Here is a 20,783-nt window from a genome sequence, read left to right as displayed (position 1 = left end):
ATTGATGAATCGTGTTATCCTCGTTGGTCGTTTAACTAAGGACCCTGACTTACGTTACACGCCCAATGGTGTTGCAGTAGCTACTTTTACGTTAGCTGTGAATCGCGCATTTGCCAATCAACAAGGTGAGCGTGAAGCTGACTTTATTAATTGTGTAATATGGCGTAAACAAGCAGAAAACGTAGCAAATTATTTGAAAAAAGGTAGCTTAGCAGGCGTAGATGGACGTCTTCAAACTCGTAATTACGAGGGACAAGATGGTAAACGTGTATACGTAACAGAAGTTCTTGCGGAAAGCGTGCAATTTTTAGAGCCGCGTAATGGCGGTGGGGAGCAACGTGGTTCATTTAATCAGCAACCATCAGGAGCTGGTTTCGGTAACCAAGGCTCTAACCCATTTGGTCAATCTAGTAATTCAGGTAACCAAGGTAACTCTGGATTTACGAAGAATGACGATCCATTTTCAAATGTAGGTCAACCGATCGACATTTCCGACGACGATTTACCGTTCTAATACAGTAAATTTGTTAGTTTTAACAAAGAATGGAGGGAAATAGACATGGCAGGACGCAAAGGTGGACGTGCGAAACGTCGTAAGGTGTGTTTCTTCACAGCTAACGGCATCACTCGCATTGACTATAAAGATGTTGATTTATTAAAACGTTTCGTTTCTGAGCGTGGTAAAATTTTACCTCGTCGTGTAACAGGAACAAGCGCAAAATACCAACGCAAACTTACAGTTGCAATTAAACGTGCTCGTCAAATGGCACTTTTACCATATGTTGGTGAATAATAGCGTATGAAATGCACAGTAGAGTCGGACTCTACTGTGCATTTTGCTATGCTTTTCTTTTTTGAAAGAGAGGTTAAAATGTGAAACAAGCAAGATTTATTACTGAAGGTGCCGCTTTGTTGGCTATATATGCAATGTTATTGCTTATATCTATGTATGTTCCGATTTTGGGTACAGTTGTAACTTTTGCGTTGCCGTTACCATTTATACTATTAATGATAAGACATAAACTATCTAATGTGCTCGTGGTTTTTGTAGCGGCACTTTTTGTTACTGTTATTGTGAGTCAACCGATGAATTTAGTGAAGACAATTATGTTTGGATTGATAGGGATTGTTTTAGGATATATGTATAAAACAAGAAAAAAGCCAGTGGAAATCTTAATAGCTGGGACGCTTGCATACTTAATTGGTTTTGTACTTATTTATGTTGCGAGTATAAAGTTTTTCAACATAGATATAATGAAGCAAATGCAAAGTATATTTAGTGAAAGTATGGCGAAAAGCGAAAAGATAGTAAGTGCTACAGGTATGCCGATTAGTAAGGAACAAAAAGAGTTACTTGCACAAATGAATGATATATTACAATCGTTACTTCCGAGTATACTTGTGCTAGTTTCAGTATGTTTTTCTTGGATTACAGTGATAATATCAGGTAGTGTTTTGAAAAAGTTAAAACATGACGTTATATCTTGGCCTAAATTTAAAGATATACAATTACCAAAGAGTATCATTTGGTATTACGTTATATTTATTTTGTTAGCAACTTTTATAAAAGTAGAACCAACATCATATTTACATATGGTATTTTCTAATCTAAATGTCATATTTGCACTATTGCTTGTACTGCAAGGTCTGACATTTATCGCCTTTTTAGCGTATAGAAAAGGTTTTACTAAAGGGGTTCCTATTATTAGTTTTATTGCATGCATGTTTATTCCGATGCTGTTTCCTCTTGTGACAATCTTAGGTATAATTGACTTAGGGATTTCATTGCGTTCTAAAATAGGGGGATAAAATAATATTCCTTATACTATTTTAATCTGTTTAACTAACTGGAAGGTGAGTTAGTTTTACTTTATAGGAGTTGTATACATGCCTGAATTTGATAAGAAACAGTGGTTTTTATATCCTGTTTATGTATTGGCATTTTTTGTGTTTGTGCTCATTTCAATTCTCTGTTATTTTCATTTAATTATGGGGATAGCTGCTTTTGTCATTTTTTGTATCGTATTCTTTATCGTTATACGATTTGAACTTAATTTTCAAAGGAATTTCGAAAAGCATACGACAGATATGATTACAAGAGTAAAGAAAGTAAGTAATGAAGCATTTAACCAAATGCCGATTGGTATTTTGTTATACAATAAGGATTATGGGATTGATTGGGCAAATCCTTATTTATCTTCATGTCTGGGACAGCATGCATTAGCTGGATGGCACCTTTACGATGTATCAGAAACATTACTTCTTTTCATTAAAGGAGAAACTTCTGATGATATAGTCTCTTTAAATAATCGAAAGTTTCGCGTTTTTGTAAGGAAAGAAGAAAAGTTAATTTATTTCTTTGATGTAACGGAACAAACAGAAATCGAAAAGATGTACGAGGATCAAAGGACTGTTTTAGCTGTCATCTATTTGGATAATTATGATGAAGTTACACAAGGATTAGATGATCAATTACGTACGAATATAACAAGTCTTGTGACATCGCGACTAAATGAATGGGCACTTAAGTATGGGGCGTATTTAAAACGTGCATCTTCAGAAAGATTCTTCGTTGTGCTAAATGAAAGTATTTTGACGCAGATGGAAAAAGGGAAATTTAGCATTTTAGATCAGGTACGTGAAGAAACATCTAAAAGGAATATACCACTTACATTAAGTGTGGGTGTCGGATCAGGTGATTTACCTTTATCAGAGCTTGGAGCAATGGCTCAATCTGGTTTAGATCTTGCGCTTGGGCGTGGGGGAGACCAAGTAGCTATTAAACAAGCGACAGGTAAAGTTAAGTTCTATGGAGGTAAGACAAATCCGGTTGAAAAACGTACCCGTGTACGCGCTAGGGTCATTTCGCATGCGTTAAAGGATTTAGTATTAGAAAGTAGTAATGTCATTATTATGGGGCATAGGGCTCCCGATATGGACGCAATTGGTGCTGCGATTGGTATTTTAAAAGTTGCTCAATTAAATGAGCGTAAAGGATATATTGTGTTAGATGAAAATGATTCCGATAAAGGAATTAAGCGCTTGATGGACAAAGTGAAACAAAATGAGGAGTTATGGTCTCATTTTATTACTCCAGAGCAAGCGATGGAATTTGCAAATGATGAGTCGTTACTTGTTGTTGTCGATACGCATAAACCTTCTATGGTGATGGAGCAAAAACTGTTACATAAAATTGAAAATGTAGTAGTTATTGATCATCATCGCCGTGGAGAAGATTTTATTGAAGACCCATTGCTAGTTTATATGGAACCATATGCTTCTTCAACGGCAGAATTGGTTACAGAATTACTTGAGTATCAACCTAAAAATTTAAAGATGACAATGTTAGAAGCGACGGCATTGTTAGCGGGTATTATTGTCGACACGAAAAGTTTCACGTTCCGGACAGGGGCTCGTACATTTGATGCTGCTTCTTATCTGCGCTCACATGGTGCAGATACTGTACTTGTACAAGAACTTTTAAAGGAAGATATGGATCAGTATTTACGGGTTGCAAAAGCTATAAAAAATGCGTACATTTATAAAAATGGAATTGCGATTGCTAAAGTTGATAGTGATGATTACTACGATCAAGTGCTTATTGCGCAATCAGCAGACACGTTATTAACGATGACAGGGATTATTGCATCATTTGTTGTTGCAAAACGTGGCGAAAATCTCATTGGAATTAGCAGCAGATCTTTAGGTGAAGTGAATGTGCAGCTAATTATGGAAAACTTAGGCGGTGGCGGGCATTTGACGAATGCAGCCACACAAATGAAAAATGTTACAGTAGATGAAGCTGAGGAGAAGCTTCGATTTGTTATTGATGACTATTTACAGGGAGGCACACAATCATGAAAGTAATTTTTCTAAAAGACGTAAAAGGTAAAGGTAAAAAAGGAGAAGTAAAAAACGTACCGGATGGCTATGCAAATAACTTCTTACTAAAACAAGGATTAGCTGCTGAAGCAACAAATAGCAGTATGAAAACTTTAGAAGCTCAAAAGCGTAAAGAAGAAAAAGATGCAGCAGCAGAGCTTGAAAATGCAAAAGAGTTAAAAGAGACTTTAGAGAAATTAACTGTAGAATTAAAGGCGAAATCTGGAGAAGGTGGCCGTTTATTTGGTTCTATCACAAGTAAACAAATCGTGGATGCAATGCAAAAATCACACAAAATTAAGCTTGATAAACGTAAATTTGAAATGGACGATGCAATCCGCGCGTTAGGTTATACAAACGTTACTGTGAAATTGCATCCACAAGTAACAGCAACAGTAAAAGTTCATGTTAGTGAACAATAAAAATAAATTAAGCAAGGAGGATTGCGTATGAGTGATGTACTTGCTGATCGTACCCCTCCGCATAATATAGAGGCTGAGCAGGCGGTTTTAGGGGCCATATTGATTGATCAAGATGCGTTAACTTCAGCATCAGAGTTATTGGTACCTGATTCGTTCTATCGAACGAAACATCAAAAGATTTTTGAAGTCATGCTTGGGCTATCTGATAAGGGAGAGCCGATCGACTTAGTAATGATGACATCAGCAATGGCTGATCAAGGATTACTAGAAGAGGTTGGTGGGGTTTCTTACTTAGCAGAGTTAGCAGAAGTTGTGCCAACTGCAGCTAACGTAGAATATTACGCACGCATCATCGCTGAAAAGGCGCTTTTACGTCGTTTAATTCGCACGGCGACTCATATTGTATCGGATGGATACGAGAGAGAAGATGATGTGGATGGTCTTTTAAACGAGGCTGAGAAAAAAATATTAGAAGTATCCCATCAAACGAATGCAAAAGCATTCCAAAACATTAAAGATGTTCTTGTAGATGCTTATGACAAAATTGAACTTTTGCATAATCAAAAGGGTGAAGTTACTGGGATACCAACTGGGTTTACTGAATTAGATAAGATGACAGCAGGTTTCCAACGAAATGATTTAATTATCGTGGCAGCACGTCCATCAGTAGGGAAAACGGCATTTTCATTAAATATTGCACAAAACGTAGCGACGAAAACGGATGAAAATGTAGCGATTTTTAGTTTGGAGATGGGTGCTGATCAGCTTGTTATGCGTATGCTTTGTGCAGAAGGGAATATTGATGCACAAAGACTTCGTACTGGTTCATTAACTTCCGATGATTGGGCAAAATTAACAATGGCAATGGGGAGTCTCTCAAATGCTGGTATATATATTGATGATACACCAGGTATTAAAGTAAATGAGATTCGAGCAAAATGTCGTAGATTAAAGCAAGAACAAGGTCTTGGTATGATTTTGATTGACTATTTGCAGCTTATTCAAGGAAGTGGGAAATCAGGAGAAAACCGTCAGCAGGAAGTATCTGAGATTTCTCGTACCTTAAAAGGGATTGCACGTGAATTGCAAGTGCCTGTTATTGCTTTATCACAGTTATCTCGTGGTGTAGAATCTCGTCAAGATAAACGCCCGATGATGTCTGATATTCGTGAATCTGGAAGTATTGAGCAGGATGCCGATATTGTAGCTTTCCTATATCGTGAAGACTACTATGATCGAGAAACGGAAAACAAAAATACAATTGAAATTATTATTGCAAAACAGCGTAACGGTCCAGTAGGTTCAGTGGAACTTGCATTCGTCAAAGAGTTCAATAAGTTCGTTAACTTAGAACGTCGTTTTGAGGATGGACATGCTCCACCGGCATAAAGGCAGTATAAAAAAGAAACACATTTCTTATAATAAGATGTGTTTCTTTTTTTTTATAAGAAAGATAAGGCTTTCATAAGTTAAATATATAATTCTTACGAACGAAAAAGTTTTTTTGTGAAAAAATGTTCGCTTTTCGGTTGACTTCTTTTTCGGTTTTGGTACAATTATATTGTTTGAATAGATCGTTTGAAAATTGCGGAGGTGCTTTAATAATGTCTTCAGTAGTAGTTGTAGGAACACAATGGGGCGACGAAGGAAAAGGTAAAATCACTGATTTTCTTTCTGAGCATGCGGAAGTAGTTGCAAGATATCAAGGTGGAAATAACGCGGGACATACAATTGTTTTCGGCGGAGTTAAATATAAATTACACTTAATTCCATCTGGTATTTTCTATAAAGAGAAAATTTGTGTAATCGGAAACGGATTAGTAGTAGATCCAAAAGCATTACTTGAAGAGTTAAAATACTTACACGATCGTGGTGTAAGTACTGATAATTTACGTGTAAGTAACCGTGCACACGTTATTTTACCTTACCACTTAAAACAAGATGAGTTAGAAGAAGCAAGTAAAGGTGATAACAAAATCGGTACAACGAAAAAAGGTATCGGTCCTGCATATATGGATAAAGCTGCTCGCATTGGTATTCGTATGGCTGATCTTTTAGACCGTGAAGCATTTAAAGAGAAGCTTGAGCGCAATTTAGTAGAAAAAAATCGTTTATTTGAAAAAATGTATGATACAGAAGGTTTCACTGTAGAAGAAATTTTCGAAGAGTACTTCGAGTACGGGCAACAAATCGCGCAATATGTATGTGATACGTCTGTTGTATTAAATGATGCATTAGATAATAATCACCGTGTATTATTTGAAGGTGCACAAGGTGTTATGCTTGATATTGACCATGGTACGTACCCATTCGTTACATCTTCTAACCCAATTGCTGGTGGTGTAACAGTTGGAACTGGAGTTGGTCCTGCGAAAGTTACTCGCGTTGTAGGTGTATGTAAAGCATATACAAGCCGCGTTGGTGATGGTCCATTCCCTACTGAGCTTCATGATGAAATTGGTCATCAAATTCGTGAAGTTGGTCGCGAGTATGGAACGACAACTGGTCGTCCACGCCGCGTAGGTTGGTTCGATAGCGTTGTTGTAAGACATGCACGTCGTGTTAGTGGTTTAACGGATCTATCATTAAATTCTATCGACGTTTTAACAGGTATTCCAACTCTTAAAATTTGTGTTGCTTACAAATACAATGGCGAAGTTATTGATGAAGTTCCAGCTAACTTAAACATTTTAGCAAAATGTGAGCCTGTATATGAAGAGCTTCCAGGTTGGGAAGAAGATATTACTGGTGTAAAATCATTAGATGAACTTCCTGAAAATGCACGAAAATACGTAGAACGTGTTTCTGAGTTAACAGGAATTCAAATATCTATGTTCTCAGTTGGACCAGATCGTAACCAAACAAATATTGTTCGTAACGTATACGAAGCTTAATTAATATTTTTTAGAAAAAACTCATGTCCGCATGAGTTTTTTCTTATTATTTTATAAAAAACGAAAAAAAGTATTGCAATAAATACAGAATACATGTTATGATACATCTTGTCGTCACGAAAATATGACGTTGGTGAGTATGAGCCATTAGCTCAGTTGGTAGAGCATCTGACTTTTAATCAGAGGGTCGAAGGTTCGAGTCCTTCATGGCTCACCATTTTATTTTTCGTGGCCCGTTGGTCAAGTGGTTAAGACACCGCCCTTTCACGGCGGTAACACGGGTTCGAATCCCGTACGGGTCATGTTTTTTTTTGCTTATTTTTGGTCCCGTGGTGTAGTGGTTAACATGCCTGCCTGTCACGCAGGAGATCGCCGGTTCGACCCCGGTCGGGACCGCCACTTTTGTTTATACCACCATTAGTGGTTTTATATATAGTTTTGGCTCGGTAGCTCAGTCGGTAGAGCAGAGGACTGAAAATCCTCGTGTCGGCGGTTCGATTCCGTCCCGAGCCACTCTCAGGATATTAAGTGGGCCCACTTAATATCCTTTTTATTTATGTAATTTTACAAAACTGAGTAGTTATTTTAAAATAGAACGAGGAGCCTCTAGCAGTTGAAGCTAGAGGTTTTTCTATAGATCGTATAGGATGCCGTGTAAAAGTGGATCATACATGAGTCTATGAGAATAGAGGAGAAAATACTTAAACAAAGGATGCGGTCATATAGGACATACTATGTAAACATCAATATGTTTAGGGATTATTGACCATATTTTTATAAGGAGGAAATAGACGATGATGGGAAAGAAAATTTTAGTAGTTGATGATGAAAAGCCGATTGCAGATATTTTGAAGTTTAACCTAGAAAAAGAAGGTTTTGAAATAGTAATGGCGCATGATGGTGATGAAGCAATTGAAAAGGCTAATGAAGAACAACCAGATATGGTTTTATTAGATATTATGCTACCAGGTAAAGATGGCTTAGAGGTTTGCCGTGAAATACGTAAAAGTTCAGAAATGCCGATTATTATGCTTACAGCAAAGGACTCTGAGATTGATAAAGTATTAGGGCTTGAGCTTGGGGCAGATGATTATGTAACGAAGCCATTTAGTACGAGGGAATTACTTGCTCGTGTGAAGGCGAATTTACGCCGTCATCAACAAGGTGGTGCTGCAGAAAAAGAGGAAAATACAGAAATGGTTATTGGACCAATTGTAATTAATCCAAATGCATATAGTGTAACGAAGCGAGAGGAAAACATCGAGCTTACGCACCGTGAATTTGAGTTGCTACATTATTTAGCGAAACATTTGGGACAAGTTATGACACGCGAACATTTATTACAAACAGTTTGGGGTTATGACTATTTTGGAGATGTGCGCACAGTAGACGTAACAGTACGTCGTTTGCGTGAAAAAATTGAAGATAATCCAAGCCATCCTACTTTAATTGTAACTAGACGTGGAGTAGGGTATTACTTGCGTGACCCAGAGCAGGAATAGTATATGAAGAAAGTTGGTTTTTTTCAATCTATTCATTTAAAATTTGTGCTTATATATATGCTATTAATATTAATAGCGATGCAAGTTATTGGAGTGTATTTCGTAAGGGAATTAGAGAAGAGCCTAGTACAAGGTTTTAGGGATTCTTTAACGCAGCAAACAAACTTATTATCATATAATTTGAAGCAAGAGTTTAAAAAAAGTTATACAAAAGCAGAAACAGAGTCAACAGATGAAACGATTAAAACTTCAATTCGAAAATTTGCCTCTGATCAGAAGAAAGTTATACAAGAGGTAAGCGTATTTGATTCGCATAGAAAGTTACTGGCTATTTCAGATGAATCAAAGCAGAATAAGGTGAATCGAACATCAACTGATATAGCTGTTCAGCGAGTGTTAGTACAAAAAAAGCCGGAAGTGAAAATTGAGAAGGATGGTAGTACAGGTCATCGTGTTCAAGTTATGCTTACTCCGATTCTAGATGATAACGGTAAGGATGCGCTTGGTGTTATTTACATTGTGGCATCTATGGAAGATGTATATAAACAAATGAAGGATATAAACCAAATTTTTGCTACTGGAACAGTAATTGCTTTATTAGTAACGGCCGTACTTGGAATTTTATTGGCTCAAACAATTACAAGACCAATTTCAGATATGCGGAGACAAGCAATCGAAATGGCAAAAGGAAATTATTCGAGAAAAGTAAAAGTGCATAGCCATGATGAAATTGGACAACTGGCATTATCCTTCAATAATTTATCAAAAAAATTACAACAAGCTCGTTCTTCTACGGAAAGTGAAAGGCGTAAATTATCATCTGTTTTATCACATATGACAGATGGAGTAATTGCTACTGACCGAAAAGGGGATATTATTTTACTAAATGACCCTGCGGAAAAGATGTTAAATGTTTCTCGTGAAACAGCGCTCGATCAATCTGTTTTAGAGGTATTAGGGATACAGGAAGAATTTACGCTCGATCATTTATATGAAGAGCCAGATTCTGTTTTATTAGATTTTAGTACGAGAAACGAACCATATATTTTACGTGCTAGCTTCTCTGTTATTCAAAAAGAAACAGGGAAGGCAAATGGCTTAATTGCTGTACTATATGATGTAACAGAGCAGGAGCGTATAGAACGGGAACGCCGTGAGTTTGTGGCGAATGTCTCTCATGAATTAAGGACGCCATTAACGACGATGCGCAGTTATTTAGAGGCACTTACAGATGGAGCGTGGCAGGATCCGAATATTGCACCACAATTTTTAACGGTTACACAAGAAGAAACAGAAAGAATGATTAGACTTGTAAATGCGTTGTTACAGCTATCTAAACTTGATAGTACAGAGCACCGTTTAATGAAAGAATGGGTCGACTTTACTGATTTCTTTAATAATGTTATTGATCGCTTTGAAATGTCTAAAGAGCAAAATGTAAGTTTCAAACGATCTTTCTCTAAAAAATCTAGGTTTATTGATATGGATACTGACAAAATTACTCAAGTGCTGTATAACATTATTTCTAACGCATTAAAGTATTCACCAGAAGGTGGAACAGTAACATATCGTTTACGTGATCGCGGTGATTTATTAGAAATTAGCGTAAGTGACCAAGGAATGGGTATTCCAAAAGAAAACGTTGATAAAATCTTTGAACGTTTTTATCGCGTAGATAAAGCTCGTTCAAGACAAATGGGTGGTACGGGACTTGGATTAGCAATTGCAAAAGAAATGATTGAGGCACATGGTGGCTCTATTTGGGCGAAGAGTGAAGAAGGAAAAGGGACAACTATTTATTTCACGTTACCAATGGCAGCAGATGAAGAGGACGATTGGGAATGAGTATGGAAAACTTTAAAACAATAGTTTTAATTAACCTAGTTGTAATTAGCCTATTTCTTACTTTTAACCTATGGACGTATGTGCCAGATTCTACATCCATGCAAAACGCGAAATTTGTACAGGGGAATGAAGGAATGAACCAAACTAAAATTTCCGATGTTGTCCGTCCTACTTCTATCATCGTGCATAAAGATAAAAATCATTATGGGAGCAGAAGAGAGGCAGATATAGAATCAATCTATAAGCCTCTGGAAGTAGGGGAACTACATGGTTTTAGAGAGATATCAATCACTAAGGGTGATTTCCTTTCATATGTGCATGGTGAAGGGAAAGTTGAACTGGTTTTCCCTACCGACATCCCATTTGATGCAGTTAAATCCATGTTTAACATGAAAGAGAAGAGTACAGATAAGCCTAAACACTTTAATCGTATTCTCCTCGATCCTTCTCGAAGTAAGGATCAAGAAATTAAAATTAACTTTGTTTCTGATGGTGATAACTTTAAAATATATGAGGCAAAACTAAGTGGTGTGTATTTAAAAGATATTGTAAATGCCCAAAATCAATTTATAGTATCAGCAAAGCCTTATTTTGATTATCAACTCAATGATATGAAAAAGTTATTTTTACCAGATGGAACGACAGAGTTAAACAATATAACATATATTTCATCTAATTTAGCAGTTGATACGTTTAAGAATGCTCTGTTTAGTGATCCTCGTTATTTAAGTCCGATTACCGAGATGTCGAAAGAAACATTTACAGATGGTATTAGATCCATGGAAATTGAAAACGATCGTCACATGCTAAAGTATAAAAACTCTTCTGTCTTAACTGAGAAAACGATAGATAATTTAATGCTTTTACAAAAAAGCTTTGAATTCGTAAGTGGTCACAGTGGGAGTTTGGATTCATATCGTTTGGACTATATGAATAAAGGAGAGACAGTATTTCGTTTAAATGAAGATGGATATTCAGTATTCAATGAAGATGGATTAGCTGAATTGAGACAAATATGGGGATCAGAAGAAGTAATGGAATATGAAAGACCGCTGCTGTCTTTAAATACTAAAGGTATAGAACAGAAGGTTACTCTTCCGTCAGGGCATGTTGTAATAGCATCCCTAGAAAATAATCCAGAGATAAAGAAACAAGTAATTAAGGATATTGGCATTGGATACAAGTTATCACTAGATGGGCAAGTAGTTCGACTACAACCAATTTGGTATGTAAAACTTGTTGAAGGTGAAACAGGTAAACAGAAAATCTATGAGTGGAGTGAGGGAGGACTAAATGGATTGGGATCGGATTAAAACCATATTTATTGTGACCTTTTTTGTTTTGGACCTCTTTCTCATTTTTCAATTCATTCAAAAGCAAGATAGTAATCAATTGGAGCTTATTGCAGAAACAAAGATAGATCAAGAATTAAAAGCAAACAAAATTACTATGGGGAATATCCCTAAAGAACCGAAAAAAGAGTCGTTTATTAGAGCGGAAAATAAAGCCTTTAAAGAAGAAGATATACAGTCTTTGAAAAATCAAACGGTGCATATACAAAATATGTATAAGATAGAAAGTAAGCTAAAAGAGCCTTTTTTAAATACGAAATCATTATCAAAAGATAAGTATAATGAATTTTTGAAGAACTATGTATTAGATGGACAAAAGTATGAATTTGGAGCGGTGAAAGACTCTAAAATTTATTTCTTTCAAAAATATAAAGATAAGCCTATTTTCTATAATAATCAGGCGATGATTGTTGTGGAATTAAATGAAAAAAATGAACTTGTTTCATATACGCAGACAATGCTAACTGATTTAAAAGAAATGGGCGAAGGTGAAAAAACGAAAGACCAAGAAATTATTACGGCTCAAACAGCTTTAGAAAATTTGTATTTAAAAAATAAAATTCATGGAAATACGCATGTTAAAGAAGCACAAATTGGTTATGCCACTCTTACCGCATCTACTTCTAATAACCAAGTACTTGCTCCAACGTGGAATTTAAAAACGGAGCAGAAGCAGGACTTCTTTGTGAATGCAATTGAAGGACAAGTTATGGAATTAGGGGAAAAGGAAAATCAAGTGGTGGATGAACATACTGGAGTGAGAAAGAATGGGGTTGCATTTTAGCGTACTTGCAAGTGGAAGTACAGGAAATATGCTATACGTAGGAACCGATGAAAAAAAATTACTAGTCGACGCAGGTTTAAGTGGTAAGGCAACAGAGGCTTTATTTAAACAGGCAGAACTGAATATAAATGATGTATCAGGTATTCTTGTAACGCATGAGCATAGTGATCATATTAAAGGATTAGGTGTATTGGCACGTAAATATGATCTACCTGTTTATGCGAATGAGAAAACATGGAATGCAATGGAACATTTAATAGGAAATATCCCAACTGAGCAAAAGTTCATTTTCTCAGTTGGGGATGTGAAAACATTTGGTGATATTGAAGTCGAGTCATTTGGAGTTTCTCATGATGCAGCAGAACCGATGTTTTATGCTTTCCATAACAATAATAGAAAATTAGCACTTATTACAGATACGGGATACGTAAGCGACCGTATGAAGGGCGTTATTAAGGGAGCTAATGCTTTCGTATTTGAAAGTAATCATGACGTAGAAATGCTTCGTATGGGACGTTATCCATGGAGCATTAAACGACGTATTTTAAGTGACGTTGGGCATGTTTGTAATGAGGATGCTGCATTAGCGATGGCAGATGTAATTACAGATGAGACAAAGCATATTTATTTAGCCCATTTAAGCTTAGATAATAACATGAAAGAACTAGCGCGTATGTCAGTATCACAAGTATTAGAGGAAAAAGGATTTGGAGTGGGTGAATCCTTTGAAATTCACGATACAGATCCAAAAATGCCTACAAAAATTCAATACGTATAATTCTTCATTTTAGTAAACAATAAAGGTGAATATAGTTGTTTTCAGGAAGATAGGTGAACAAATATGTCCTTTATTGATGAAGAAAATTATCGTATGAAACGTGCAGGAAAAAAGAAGCACAAAGGTATAGTTCTTTCTAGTATAGCGGGAACAATTGTAGGAGCTTCTTTATTTGCGTTTGGAGCGCCTTTATTTTCAAATTCTGCTGATACGCTTCCGCAAGCTGAAGCAAGCGGAAGTAATATGGCGGAAGCTCAAGGGATTAAACAGATTAGCTTTGTAGATGCTGTTGATCGTGCATCTGAAGCTGTTGTGGGTGTTATTAACATTCAACGAGATAACTTTTCAGAGGCAGATTCAGAGGCCGGTACAGGATCAGGAGTAATTTATAAAAAGACAGATGGTCAAGCTTATATTGTAACGAATAATCATGTTGTAGCTGGAGCGAATCGTATTGAAGTAAGTCTAAGTGACGGTAAGAAGGTTCCTGGAAAAGTATTAGGAACCGATGTAGTCACAGACTTAGCAGTATTAGAAATAGATGCAAAGCATGTGAAAAAAATAATTGAAATTGGCGATTCTAATACTGTTCGTAGAGGAGAGCCAGTCATTGCGATTGGAAACCCACTTGGGCTGCAATTTTCTGGAACAGTTACACAAGGTATTATTTCAGCTAATGAACGTATTGTCCCTGTAGATTTAGATCAAGATGGACATTATGATTGGCAAGTAGAAGTGTTACAAACAGACGCAGCGATTAATCCGGGTAATAGTGGCGGTGCACTTGTAAATGCAGCAGGACAATTAATTGGTATTAATTCAATGAAAATTGCTGCAAAAGAAGTAGAAGGAATTGGCCTTGCTATTCCGGTGAATAGAGCTGTTCCGATTATGAATGAACTTGAGAAGTATGGAAAAGTAAGAAGACCGTATGTTGGGATTGAACTTAGGTCATTAAATGAAATTCCAAACTATTATTGGTCAAAAACATTACATTTACCAGGTACTGTAACAGAGGGAGTTTGTATTTTGGATGTGAAAAGTCCTTCGCCAGGTGCGGATGCTGGTTTAAGAGAACATGATGTTATTGTGGCGGTAGATGGAAAACCGATTCGCGATATTATTGGATTCCGTACGGCCTTATATGATAAGGAAATTAATGATAAAATGACTCTTACGTTTTATCGTGGTACAAAAAGAGTAACAACAACAGTAAAATTAGGCATTCAAAAGTATTAAAAACAGGAGGGCCTACCTCCTGTTTTCTATTGTAGAAAAGTGAGGCGAAGAAAATGAATTTACCTTGTTGTTTAGAACATGTTGAATTAGCGTTAGATATTATTGTGGATGAGTGTGAAGTTGCGCCAGTTATCAACAATGTGGATAACTCGGAAAAAGAGAAAAAAACATGTGAATTTTGTCAAAATGAGGCGACATATGTTGTATCGAACACAGATTCTCACACAATATGTGGGTAGTATTTGTGGATATGTGGATAAGTTTTGTGGATAACATGTTTGTAAGGTGGAGGATGCGTGTGAATATCTCGATTATTTCAATTGGGAAATTAAAAGAAAAATATTTAAAACAAGGTATAGCAGAATACTTAAAACGATTATCTGCATACGCAAAAGTAGAAGTAATTGAATTGCCTGATGAAAAGGCGCCAGAAAATTTAAGTGAAGCAGAAATGTTAATTGTAAAAGAAAAAGAAGGTATACGTATACTGGATAAAATTTCTGATGACACGCATGTGATTGCATTAGCTATAGAAGGAAAGCAAAAGTCATCAGAAGAATTTGCGGTAAGTCTAGATCGCCTTGCTACATACGGAAAGAGTAAAGTCGCATTTGTAATTGGTGGCTCACTTGGACTAAGCTCAGAAGTGATGAAGCGTTCAAATGAATCACTTTCTTTTTCAAAGATGACATTACCACACCAATTAATGCGATTAGTGTTGCTTGAGCAAGTGTATAGAGCGTTTCGGATTAATCGTGGGGAACCGTATCATAAGTAATGTATTTATGTAAAACACTGATATTATCATATTTATTTTATTATGCCTATAACTGGAGGCTATGTGAATGGTAAGTGATCAGACGAGATATTCTAGGCTCGCAAATATAACAAAAATAATAAATACAAAATTAGAACTACGTGAAGTATTGCAGCGTGTGACAATGGCAATATCAGAGGAAATTGTTAGGTGCGATGCTGTTGGAATTTATTTACCCCAGGAAGATGGAACATTTAGAGGGTTTGCAGGAAAACCAGAGACTATAAACGGCGTAACGCTTGATACTCAAGTAATTGATCCTGAAATAGACTTACTGGCAAAAGAAGTTATTAAAACGAAAAAAACCATCTATATTCCTGATACCTCAAAGGATCATCGACCGGATCCGAGACCGGTTGATGCATTCAAAATTAAGTCCTTATTAGCTCTGCCTATCTCATTTGGGCAAGAGTTATTTGGTCTGGTTTTTTTATTTGATTATGGAATTCCGATGAACTTAACAGATTCAGAAATTCAAAGTGTTGAAGCTTATGTAAATATGGCTGCGGTTGCAATTCAAAACGCAAATAATTTAAAACAAAAGGAAAGCCTTATTGCTGAGAAGCAGCTATTATTAAATGTTACACGTGATTTATCAATGTGTTCCTCGATACAGGAGAGTTTTGATAAATGCTTTTTTTACTTAGAACAGATTTTAGAAAGTAAAAATATGACTGCCCATCTTCTAGATCCGCTAGACAAAACAACAATCAAAACAACGAAATTAAGTAAGGGCTGTGATTGGACAGAAGCGGATTGGACAGAGAAAAGCTATGAAGCCAAGATCCAAGAGGTTATTCAAACAAAAAATATAGATAGTAAGGGTCTATTGATGATTCCATTGGTTTCAATGGGAGAAGTATTAGGGGTAATCGTCGTTGGCAAAGAAGGAAAAGTTCACAATTATGATCATTCTCAACTTCAACTAGCAAAATCTATCGTTGATGCCACAGCCCCTACGTTTTCGAATTTGTTATATATGGATCAACTAGAAAGCATAGTGGAAGAGCGAACGAGAGAGTTAGCTGCTGCTAATGAAAAAGTTACAAGTGTGATTGAATGCATTACGGATGGATTTTTTATTTTAAATAATAAATGGGAATTTACGTACGTAAATAAGCACCAATATTTTCCGCAAAGAAAAACAGCAAAAGATGTATTAGGAAAGAATATATGGGATGTTTTCCCGAGTGAAATCGACACAATTATGTATGAGGAATTTCATCGTGCGATGTCAGAGCGAACTACAGTTCATTTCGAATTTCTTTCTACTGCAGATGAATATTGGCACGAAGTTATTGCATACCCATATGATGATGGTATTTGTTGTATTTTTAAAAACATAACGGAAAAAAAGAAATATGAACAGGAATTGAAAAGATTATCCAACATAGATTTAATAGGGCAAATGGCAGCAGGTATCAGCCATGAAATTAGAAATCCAATGACAACAGTACTAGGATTTTTACAGTTATTAAAAGAAGAGAATATCTATGAGAAACATAATAAGTACTTTCATTTAATGATTGAAGAACTTAACCGTGCCAATTCTATTATTACTGAATTTCTCTCAATGGGTAATACAAGGAAATTAGATTTGCAGATGTTAGATTTAAATTCAATTATCCGCGATATTATTCCTTTAATAAAGGTTGATACGCATAATCAAAATAAATATATTCAAGTCGATACAAATGACATTCCGGAATTACTTTTAAATCGTAATGAGATAAGGCAATTATTAATGAATCTATATCGTAATGGTTTAGAAGCGATGAGTACAGGGAAAGTTCTAACCATTAGCACTTACAAAGAAGGTCAAAATTGTGTGGTGCTTGCAGTGCGGGATCAAGGAAAAGGTATCAGGCCTGAAGTATTAGAGAAATTGGGTACGCCATTTTACACGACCAAAGAGAATGGAACTGGATTGGGGTTAGGTATATGTTATGCCATTGCTGCTCGCCATAATGCAAAAGTAGAAATTCAAACAGGATCGGAAGGCACTACTTTTTTTGTTAAATTTGATTATAAAAATAATAAAAAATAAGCTTATTTAGAATAGTTATGATGAACCGTATCATAAATAAATTTATTCTTTGCATATAAAAGGATAAAAAGACCATTGGACAAAAATTACCGATGGTCTTTTAAATATTATTAGATGGTATGTAGATTTCCTAAAATAAGTATGTTTCTATTTCCATAAAAATATGCTGTAATATGAAGAGGAAAAAGTATAAGTAGTTAGAGAAGTGAGGAATTAAAGGTGAAGAAGTTTAAGAAGTTTTACTTGGAGATTACGAGTGTATGTAATCTTGCGTGTAGCTTTTGTCCGCCGACGGAAAGGCAGAAGCAATTCATTTCTGTGGAGGATTTTGCTAAAAGATTAGACCAAATTAAACCTCACACAGACTACATTTATTTGCACGTGAAGGGTGAGCCGTTGCTCCACCCGAAAATAGATCAACTATTAGACTTAAGTCATGAAAAAGGGTTTAAAGTTAATATTACAACGAACGGAACGTTAATTAATAAGAGAAGACATAGGCTGTTAAATAAACCTGCGTTAAGACAAATGAATTTTTCACTGCATAGTTTTGATGGACATCCAGGTTCGCAAGATAAAGAGGGCTATGTAAGGAGTATACTTTCCTTCATTAGGGAAGCGACAAGTCAATCAGATTTAATTGTATCGTTAAGGTTATGGAATTTAACTCAGGATAATAAAACAAATGCTGAAATCCAGAAAAATAGAGAGTTATTATCTATAATTGAAAATGAATTTGATCTATCTTATCAAATTGAAGAGAAGCTTACACCAGGAAAAGGTATAAAAATTGCAGAACGTGTCTTTATTAATCAAGACTATGAATTCCAGTGGCCAGCATTACATGAAGAAGAGGATGATGGGAAAGGATTCTGTCATGGACTTCGTAATCAAGCGGGTATTTTAGCGAATGGAACAGTTATTCCTTGTTGTTTAGATGGTGAAGGGATTATTAACCTTGGGAATATTAATAATGATTCATTTTCTAACATTATCGAAGGTGAAAGAGCAACAAACATTGTCGATGGATTTTCGAAAAGAGTTGCGGTTGAAGAACTTTGCAGGAAATGTGGATATCGCAAACGGTTTGGGAAGTAAATATGAAATAAGCCCTCATAAAGCGAGGGCTTATTTTTTATACTTGATAAGAATGCTCTAATTTATCAAGTAATGAACCAACGTAAGAAACAGCTTTACGGATTGCATCTGGTTTTGACATATCTACTCCGGCATGTTTCATTGTACCACCAGCGATCAATAGCAGGTTGTCCTTCCTCTTTAATCATTTGAGCTACTGCAGTAGATGCAGTGTGTGCTGTCTTTTTTTGAGTATTTCTAGTAACGACTTACGGAAAGGTTCAAGTTTTGTTTCTTCAGTTAAATATTTTTCAATTGTTCCTTCGCCGAATATGAGGATTTCATTATGAATAAAGGATAGTGCAGTATGTACTTTCGTCCATAAAGCAGAAATTTTGGAAGAGTTCGCTTGAATACTTGGATTTGTACGATCAGTAGATTCTTTTAAATTTGCATATGAGTACAGTTTTGTTAACGTCATTAAAAGCTCTTCTTCTAAAAGTAGGCAATTTAATAAAGTGTGGGAGCTAGTATGTAAATGCCCTTTAAATGAATCAAGTTTCTGTATATCATTTTCCAATGCGTTTAATGTAGTATGCCATTCGGCATCAGAATTATACAAATCGGATAAATTCCATGTTAGTTCAGCAGGTACCTCTGCGCGATTAAGACGATTTTCTATTACATTTTTCAAGTCGTATATCCTCCTTATTAAGACTATCTAAAAATATAATGATAGAAAATTCGGTTAAATTAAAATATTTTTCATTTTTATATACAAAAAAGAAGGACAAGCATGAAAATGCTTGTCCTTCGAGTTAATTTAAGAATTAATATACTTTGTCACCATTGAAAATCGAGTTTTTCACGACAACATAATCTACAGTACGAATAGCATCTAATTTTGTTCCACCAGCGTAAGAGATAGAAGATTGAAGATCTTGTTCCATTTCGATTAACGTATCTTCTAAAGAACCTTTATGCTCAACGAACATTTTCTTACCTTCAACGTTTTTCTTCTCACCCTTTTGGAATTCAGAAGCAGAACCGAAGTATTCTTTATAAAGTTTTCCATCTCTTTCAATTGTTTCTCCCGGAGACTCTTCGTGACCAGCGAATAGAGAACCGATCATGACCATAGTTGCCCCAAAGCGAATAGATTTAGCTACGTCGCCGTGTGTACGAATACCACCATCAGCAATAATTGGCTTACTTGCAGCTTTTGCACACCAGCGAAGTGCAGCTAGCTGCCAACCACCAGTTCCGAAGCCTGTTTTAATTTTAGTAATACAAACTTTACCAGGTCCAATACCAACTTTTGTTGCATCGGCACCAGCATTTTCTAATTCTCTTACCGCTTCTGGAGTTCCAACGTTTCCAGCGATAACGAAGCTCTCTGGTAAATGTTTTTTAATATGTTGAATCATGTTGATCACAGCATTAGAATGACCGTGTGCGATATCAATCGTGATATATTCAGGTGTAAGTTGCTCAGCAGCTAATTGTTGTACGAATTCATATTCGTCCTCTTTTACACCAACGCTGATAGAAGCGATTAACCCACGTGATTGCATATCTCTAATGAATGAGATTCGTTTCTCTGGTTGGAAACGATGCATGATATAAAAGTAGTTGTTCTCAGCTAAATAAGTTGCAATTCTTTCATCAATAATCGTTTGCATATTTGCAGGCACGACAGGTAATTTAAATTTATGTTTTCCTAAAGTGACAGTTGTATCACATTCAGAGCGGCTATTTACAATACATTTTGCAGGAATTAATTGAATATCTTCATAGTCGAATACGTTTTCCATCATTTACACCCCTAAAATACGAATATTTTATTTTTATTAATTAAAAATGTTCGTCCATAGGATAATTTACATTATTTTTATTAAGAAGTCAAAGGATTTCTTAACATTTTTTGAAAAAGTAGATTTTATATCTGGAAAACAACGTTAAAAACGAATTTAAAACGTTTTTTATTTTGTATTGTTCGTTTATGAAAAAAAGTTGAAAAATTAAGATAATTACACAAGGTTGTATGTATTCTTTTTATTTTTTTGAGTGGATATAGGATACTATGAAAAGGTTAATGCTAACAATACGAGCAAAAGATGTTATCAAGTAGTTGAACAATATAT

19 protein-coding genes, 4 tRNA genes and 1 pseudogene are annotated in these 20,783 nt (G+C 35.7%); 21 read left to right on the top strand and 3 right to left on the bottom strand.

Features of this window, described 5'->3' with window-relative positions:
• The first annotated feature begins 1 nt into the window (after position 1).
• The 21 genes from ssb to F3I02_RS18915 all read left to right on the top strand — a co-directional run bounded on the left by ssb (position 2) and on the right by F3I02_RS18915 (position 18,660).
• A complete protein-coding gene (gene ssb, locus F3I02_RS19015; protein WP_000981966.1) occupies positions 2-514 on the top strand; it encodes a single-stranded DNA-binding protein in 513 nt (170 codons plus the stop codon).
• Positions 515-559: 45 nt separating this feature from the next.
• Positions 560-793: a 30S ribosomal protein S18 gene (rpsR, locus tag F3I02_RS19010; RefSeq protein WP_000918873.1), complete on the top strand. Its 234-nt coding sequence runs from the start codon at positions 560-562 to the stop codon at positions 791-793.
• Positions 794-873: 80 nt separating this feature from the next.
• Positions 874-1,809, top strand: coding sequence for a YybS family protein (locus F3I02_RS19005; RefSeq protein WP_000806422.1), 936 nt, complete (start codon positions 874-876; stop codon positions 1,807-1,809).
• A gap of 78 nt (positions 1,810-1,887) precedes the next feature.
• A complete protein-coding gene (locus F3I02_RS19000; RefSeq protein WP_001113785.1) occupies positions 1,888-3,861 on the top strand; it encodes a DHH family phosphoesterase in 1,974 nt (657 codons plus the stop codon).
• The gene (gene rplI, locus F3I02_RS18995; protein WP_000864228.1) at positions 3,858-4,304 is read left to right on the top strand and encodes a 50S ribosomal protein L9; all 447 of its coding nucleotides are present in this window, start codon (positions 3,858-3,860) and stop codon (positions 4,302-4,304) included. Before F3I02_RS19000 ends, rplI begins: the two co-directional genes overlap by 4 nt.
• A gap of 27 nt (positions 4,305-4,331) precedes the next feature.
• Positions 4,332-5,693 carry a replicative DNA helicase gene (dnaB, locus tag F3I02_RS18990; protein ID WP_001286148.1) on the top strand — a complete coding sequence of 454 codons (1,362 nt, stop codon included), beginning with the start codon at positions 4,332-4,334 and terminating at the stop codon, positions 5,691-5,693.
• 215 nt (positions 5,694-5,908) lie between these two features.
• Positions 5,909-7,198: an adenylosuccinate synthase gene (locus tag F3I02_RS18985; RefSeq protein ID WP_000100238.1), complete on the top strand. Its 1,290-nt coding sequence runs from the start codon at positions 5,909-5,911 to the stop codon at positions 7,196-7,198.
• A 141-nt stretch (positions 7,199-7,339) separates the two neighbouring features.
• A tRNA-Lys gene (locus F3I02_RS18980) sits at positions 7,340-7,415 on the top strand.
• Between the two features lie 13 nt (positions 7,416-7,428).
• Positions 7,429-7,500: transfer RNA gene (locus F3I02_RS18975), tRNA-Glu, on the top strand.
• Between the two features lie 21 nt (positions 7,501-7,521).
• Positions 7,522-7,597: transfer RNA gene (locus tag F3I02_RS18970), tRNA-Asp, on the top strand.
• 41 nt (positions 7,598-7,638) lie between these two features.
• Positions 7,639-7,711 (top strand) — tRNA-Phe (locus F3I02_RS18965).
• Between the two features lie 281 nt (positions 7,712-7,992).
• Positions 7,993-8,700: a cell wall metabolism DNA-binding response regulator WalR gene (gene walR, locus F3I02_RS18960; protein WP_000971865.1), complete on the top strand. Its 708-nt coding sequence runs from the start codon at positions 7,993-7,995 to the stop codon at positions 8,698-8,700.
• A 3-nt stretch (positions 8,701-8,703) separates the two neighbouring features.
• The gene (gene walK, locus F3I02_RS18955) at positions 8,704-10,545 is read left to right on the top strand and encodes a cell wall metabolism sensor histidine kinase WalK (protein ID WP_000755369.1); all 1,842 of its coding nucleotides are present in this window, start codon (positions 8,704-8,706) and stop codon (positions 10,543-10,545) included.
• A complete protein-coding gene (locus F3I02_RS18950) occupies positions 10,542-11,858 on the top strand; it encodes a YycH family regulatory protein (protein ID WP_000061565.1) in 1,317 nt (438 codons plus the stop codon). The genes walK and F3I02_RS18950 overlap by 4 nt, the downstream gene beginning before the upstream one ends.
• Positions 11,839-12,681 carry a two-component system regulatory protein YycI gene (locus tag F3I02_RS18945; RefSeq protein ID WP_000383738.1) on the top strand — a complete coding sequence of 281 codons (843 nt, stop codon included), beginning with the start codon at positions 11,839-11,841 and terminating at the stop codon, positions 12,679-12,681. The genes F3I02_RS18950 and F3I02_RS18945 overlap by 20 nt, the downstream gene beginning before the upstream one ends.
• A complete protein-coding gene (locus F3I02_RS18940) occupies positions 12,665-13,459 on the top strand; it encodes an MBL fold metallo-hydrolase (RefSeq protein WP_000522837.1) in 795 nt (264 codons plus the stop codon). Before F3I02_RS18945 ends, F3I02_RS18940 begins: the two co-directional genes overlap by 17 nt.
• 63 nt (positions 13,460-13,522) lie before the next feature.
• Complete coding sequence (locus F3I02_RS18935; RefSeq protein WP_000008030.1) at positions 13,523-14,698, top strand: S1C family serine protease; 1,176 nt, start codon at positions 13,523-13,525, stop codon at positions 14,696-14,698.
• A 53-nt stretch (positions 14,699-14,751) separates the two neighbouring features.
• Positions 14,752-14,937 (top strand): CxxH/CxxC protein, encoded by a 186-nt coding sequence (locus F3I02_RS18930; protein WP_001052827.1) that lies wholly within the window; start codon positions 14,752-14,754, stop codon positions 14,935-14,937.
• 59 nt (positions 14,938-14,996) lie between these two features.
• Positions 14,997-15,476: a 23S rRNA (pseudouridine(1915)-N(3))-methyltransferase RlmH gene (rlmH, locus tag F3I02_RS18925; RefSeq protein WP_001027003.1), complete on the top strand. Its 480-nt coding sequence runs from the start codon at positions 14,997-14,999 to the stop codon at positions 15,474-15,476.
• Between the two features lie 67 nt (positions 15,477-15,543).
• Complete coding sequence (locus tag F3I02_RS18920) at positions 15,544-17,562, top strand: GAF domain-containing sensor histidine kinase (protein ID WP_000253123.1); 2,019 nt, start codon at positions 15,544-15,546, stop codon at positions 17,560-17,562.
• Between the two features lie 219 nt (positions 17,563-17,781).
• Positions 17,782-18,660: a radical SAM/SPASM domain-containing protein gene (locus tag F3I02_RS18915; protein WP_000713633.1), complete on the top strand. Its 879-nt coding sequence runs from the start codon at positions 17,782-17,784 to the stop codon at positions 18,658-18,660.
• A 37-nt stretch (positions 18,661-18,697) separates the two neighbouring features.
• On the opposite strand, the gene F3I02_RS18910 is transcribed toward F3I02_RS18915, so the two are convergent.
• The 3 genes and pseudogenes from F3I02_RS18910 to guaC all read right to left on the bottom strand — a co-directional run bounded on the left by F3I02_RS18910 (position 18,698) and on the right by guaC (position 20,453).
• Positions 18,698-18,802 (bottom strand): oligoendopeptidase F, encoded by a 105-nt coding sequence (locus tag F3I02_RS18910; protein ID WP_230876865.1) that lies wholly within the window; start codon positions 18,800-18,802, stop codon positions 18,698-18,700.
• A gap of 66 nt (positions 18,803-18,868) precedes the next feature.
• A pseudogene (locus tag F3I02_RS18905) lies at positions 18,869-19,333 on the bottom strand (oligoendopeptidase F); the annotation flags it as partial.
• Positions 19,334-19,469: 136 nt separating this feature from the next.
• A complete protein-coding gene (gene guaC / locus F3I02_RS18900) occupies positions 19,470-20,453 on the bottom strand; it encodes a GMP reductase (protein ID WP_000432447.1) in 984 nt (327 codons plus the stop codon).
• Between the last annotated feature and the right edge of the window lie 330 nt (positions 20,454-20,783).

Origin of the sequence: Bacillus sp. SRB3LM, assembly GCF_015712745.1 — a bacterium.
GTDB classification, from domain to species: Bacteria; Bacillota; Bacilli; order Bacillales; family Bacillaceae_G; genus Bacillus_A; species Bacillus_A thuringiensis_K.
Note: the sequence above shows the minus strand (reverse complement) of the source record. Positions and strands in the feature narration are given on the sequence as shown.

Excerpts from the sequence above, each read along its gene's own strand:
- F3I02_RS18920 (WP_000253123.1), top strand. The coding sequence starts at position 15,544 with ATGGTAAGTGATCAGACGAGATATTCTAGGCTCGCAAATATAACAAAA.
- F3I02_RS18950 (WP_000061565.1), top strand. The coding sequence starts at position 10,542 with ATGAGTATGGAAAACTTTAAAACAATAGTTTTAATTAACCTAGTTGTA.
- dnaB (WP_001286148.1), top strand. The coding sequence starts at position 4,332 with ATGAGTGATGTACTTGCTGATCGTACCCCTCCGCATAATATAGAGGCT.
- F3I02_RS18910 (WP_230876865.1), bottom strand. The coding sequence starts at position 18,802 with ATGAAACATGCCGGAGTAGATATGTCAAAACCAGATGCAATCCGTAAA.
- F3I02_RS18935 (WP_000008030.1), top strand. The coding sequence starts at position 13,523 with ATGTCCTTTATTGATGAAGAAAATTATCGTATGAAACGTGCAGGAAAA.
- rpsR (WP_000918873.1), top strand. The coding sequence starts at position 560 with ATGGCAGGACGCAAAGGTGGACGTGCGAAACGTCGTAAGGTGTGTTTC.
- F3I02_RS18985 (WP_000100238.1), top strand. The coding sequence starts at position 5,909 with ATGTCTTCAGTAGTAGTTGTAGGAACACAATGGGGCGACGAAGGAAAA.
- F3I02_RS18930 (WP_001052827.1), top strand. The coding sequence starts at position 14,752 with ATGAATTTACCTTGTTGTTTAGAACATGTTGAATTAGCGTTAGATATT.
- F3I02_RS18940 (WP_000522837.1), top strand. The coding sequence starts at position 12,665 with ATGGGGTTGCATTTTAGCGTACTTGCAAGTGGAAGTACAGGAAATATG.
- F3I02_RS19000 (WP_001113785.1), top strand. The coding sequence starts at position 1,888 with ATGCCTGAATTTGATAAGAAACAGTGGTTTTTATATCCTGTTTATGTA.
- rplI (WP_000864228.1), top strand. The coding sequence starts at position 3,858 with ATGAAAGTAATTTTTCTAAAAGACGTAAAAGGTAAAGGTAAAAAAGGA.
- walR (WP_000971865.1), top strand. The coding sequence starts at position 7,993 with ATGATGGGAAAGAAAATTTTAGTAGTTGATGATGAAAAGCCGATTGCA.
- walK (WP_000755369.1), top strand. The coding sequence starts at position 8,704 with ATGAAGAAAGTTGGTTTTTTTCAATCTATTCATTTAAAATTTGTGCTT.
- guaC (WP_000432447.1), bottom strand. The coding sequence starts at position 20,453 with ATGGAAAACGTATTCGACTATGAAGATATTCAATTAATTCCTGCAAAA.
- F3I02_RS18945 (WP_000383738.1), top strand. The coding sequence starts at position 11,839 with ATGGATTGGGATCGGATTAAAACCATATTTATTGTGACCTTTTTTGTT.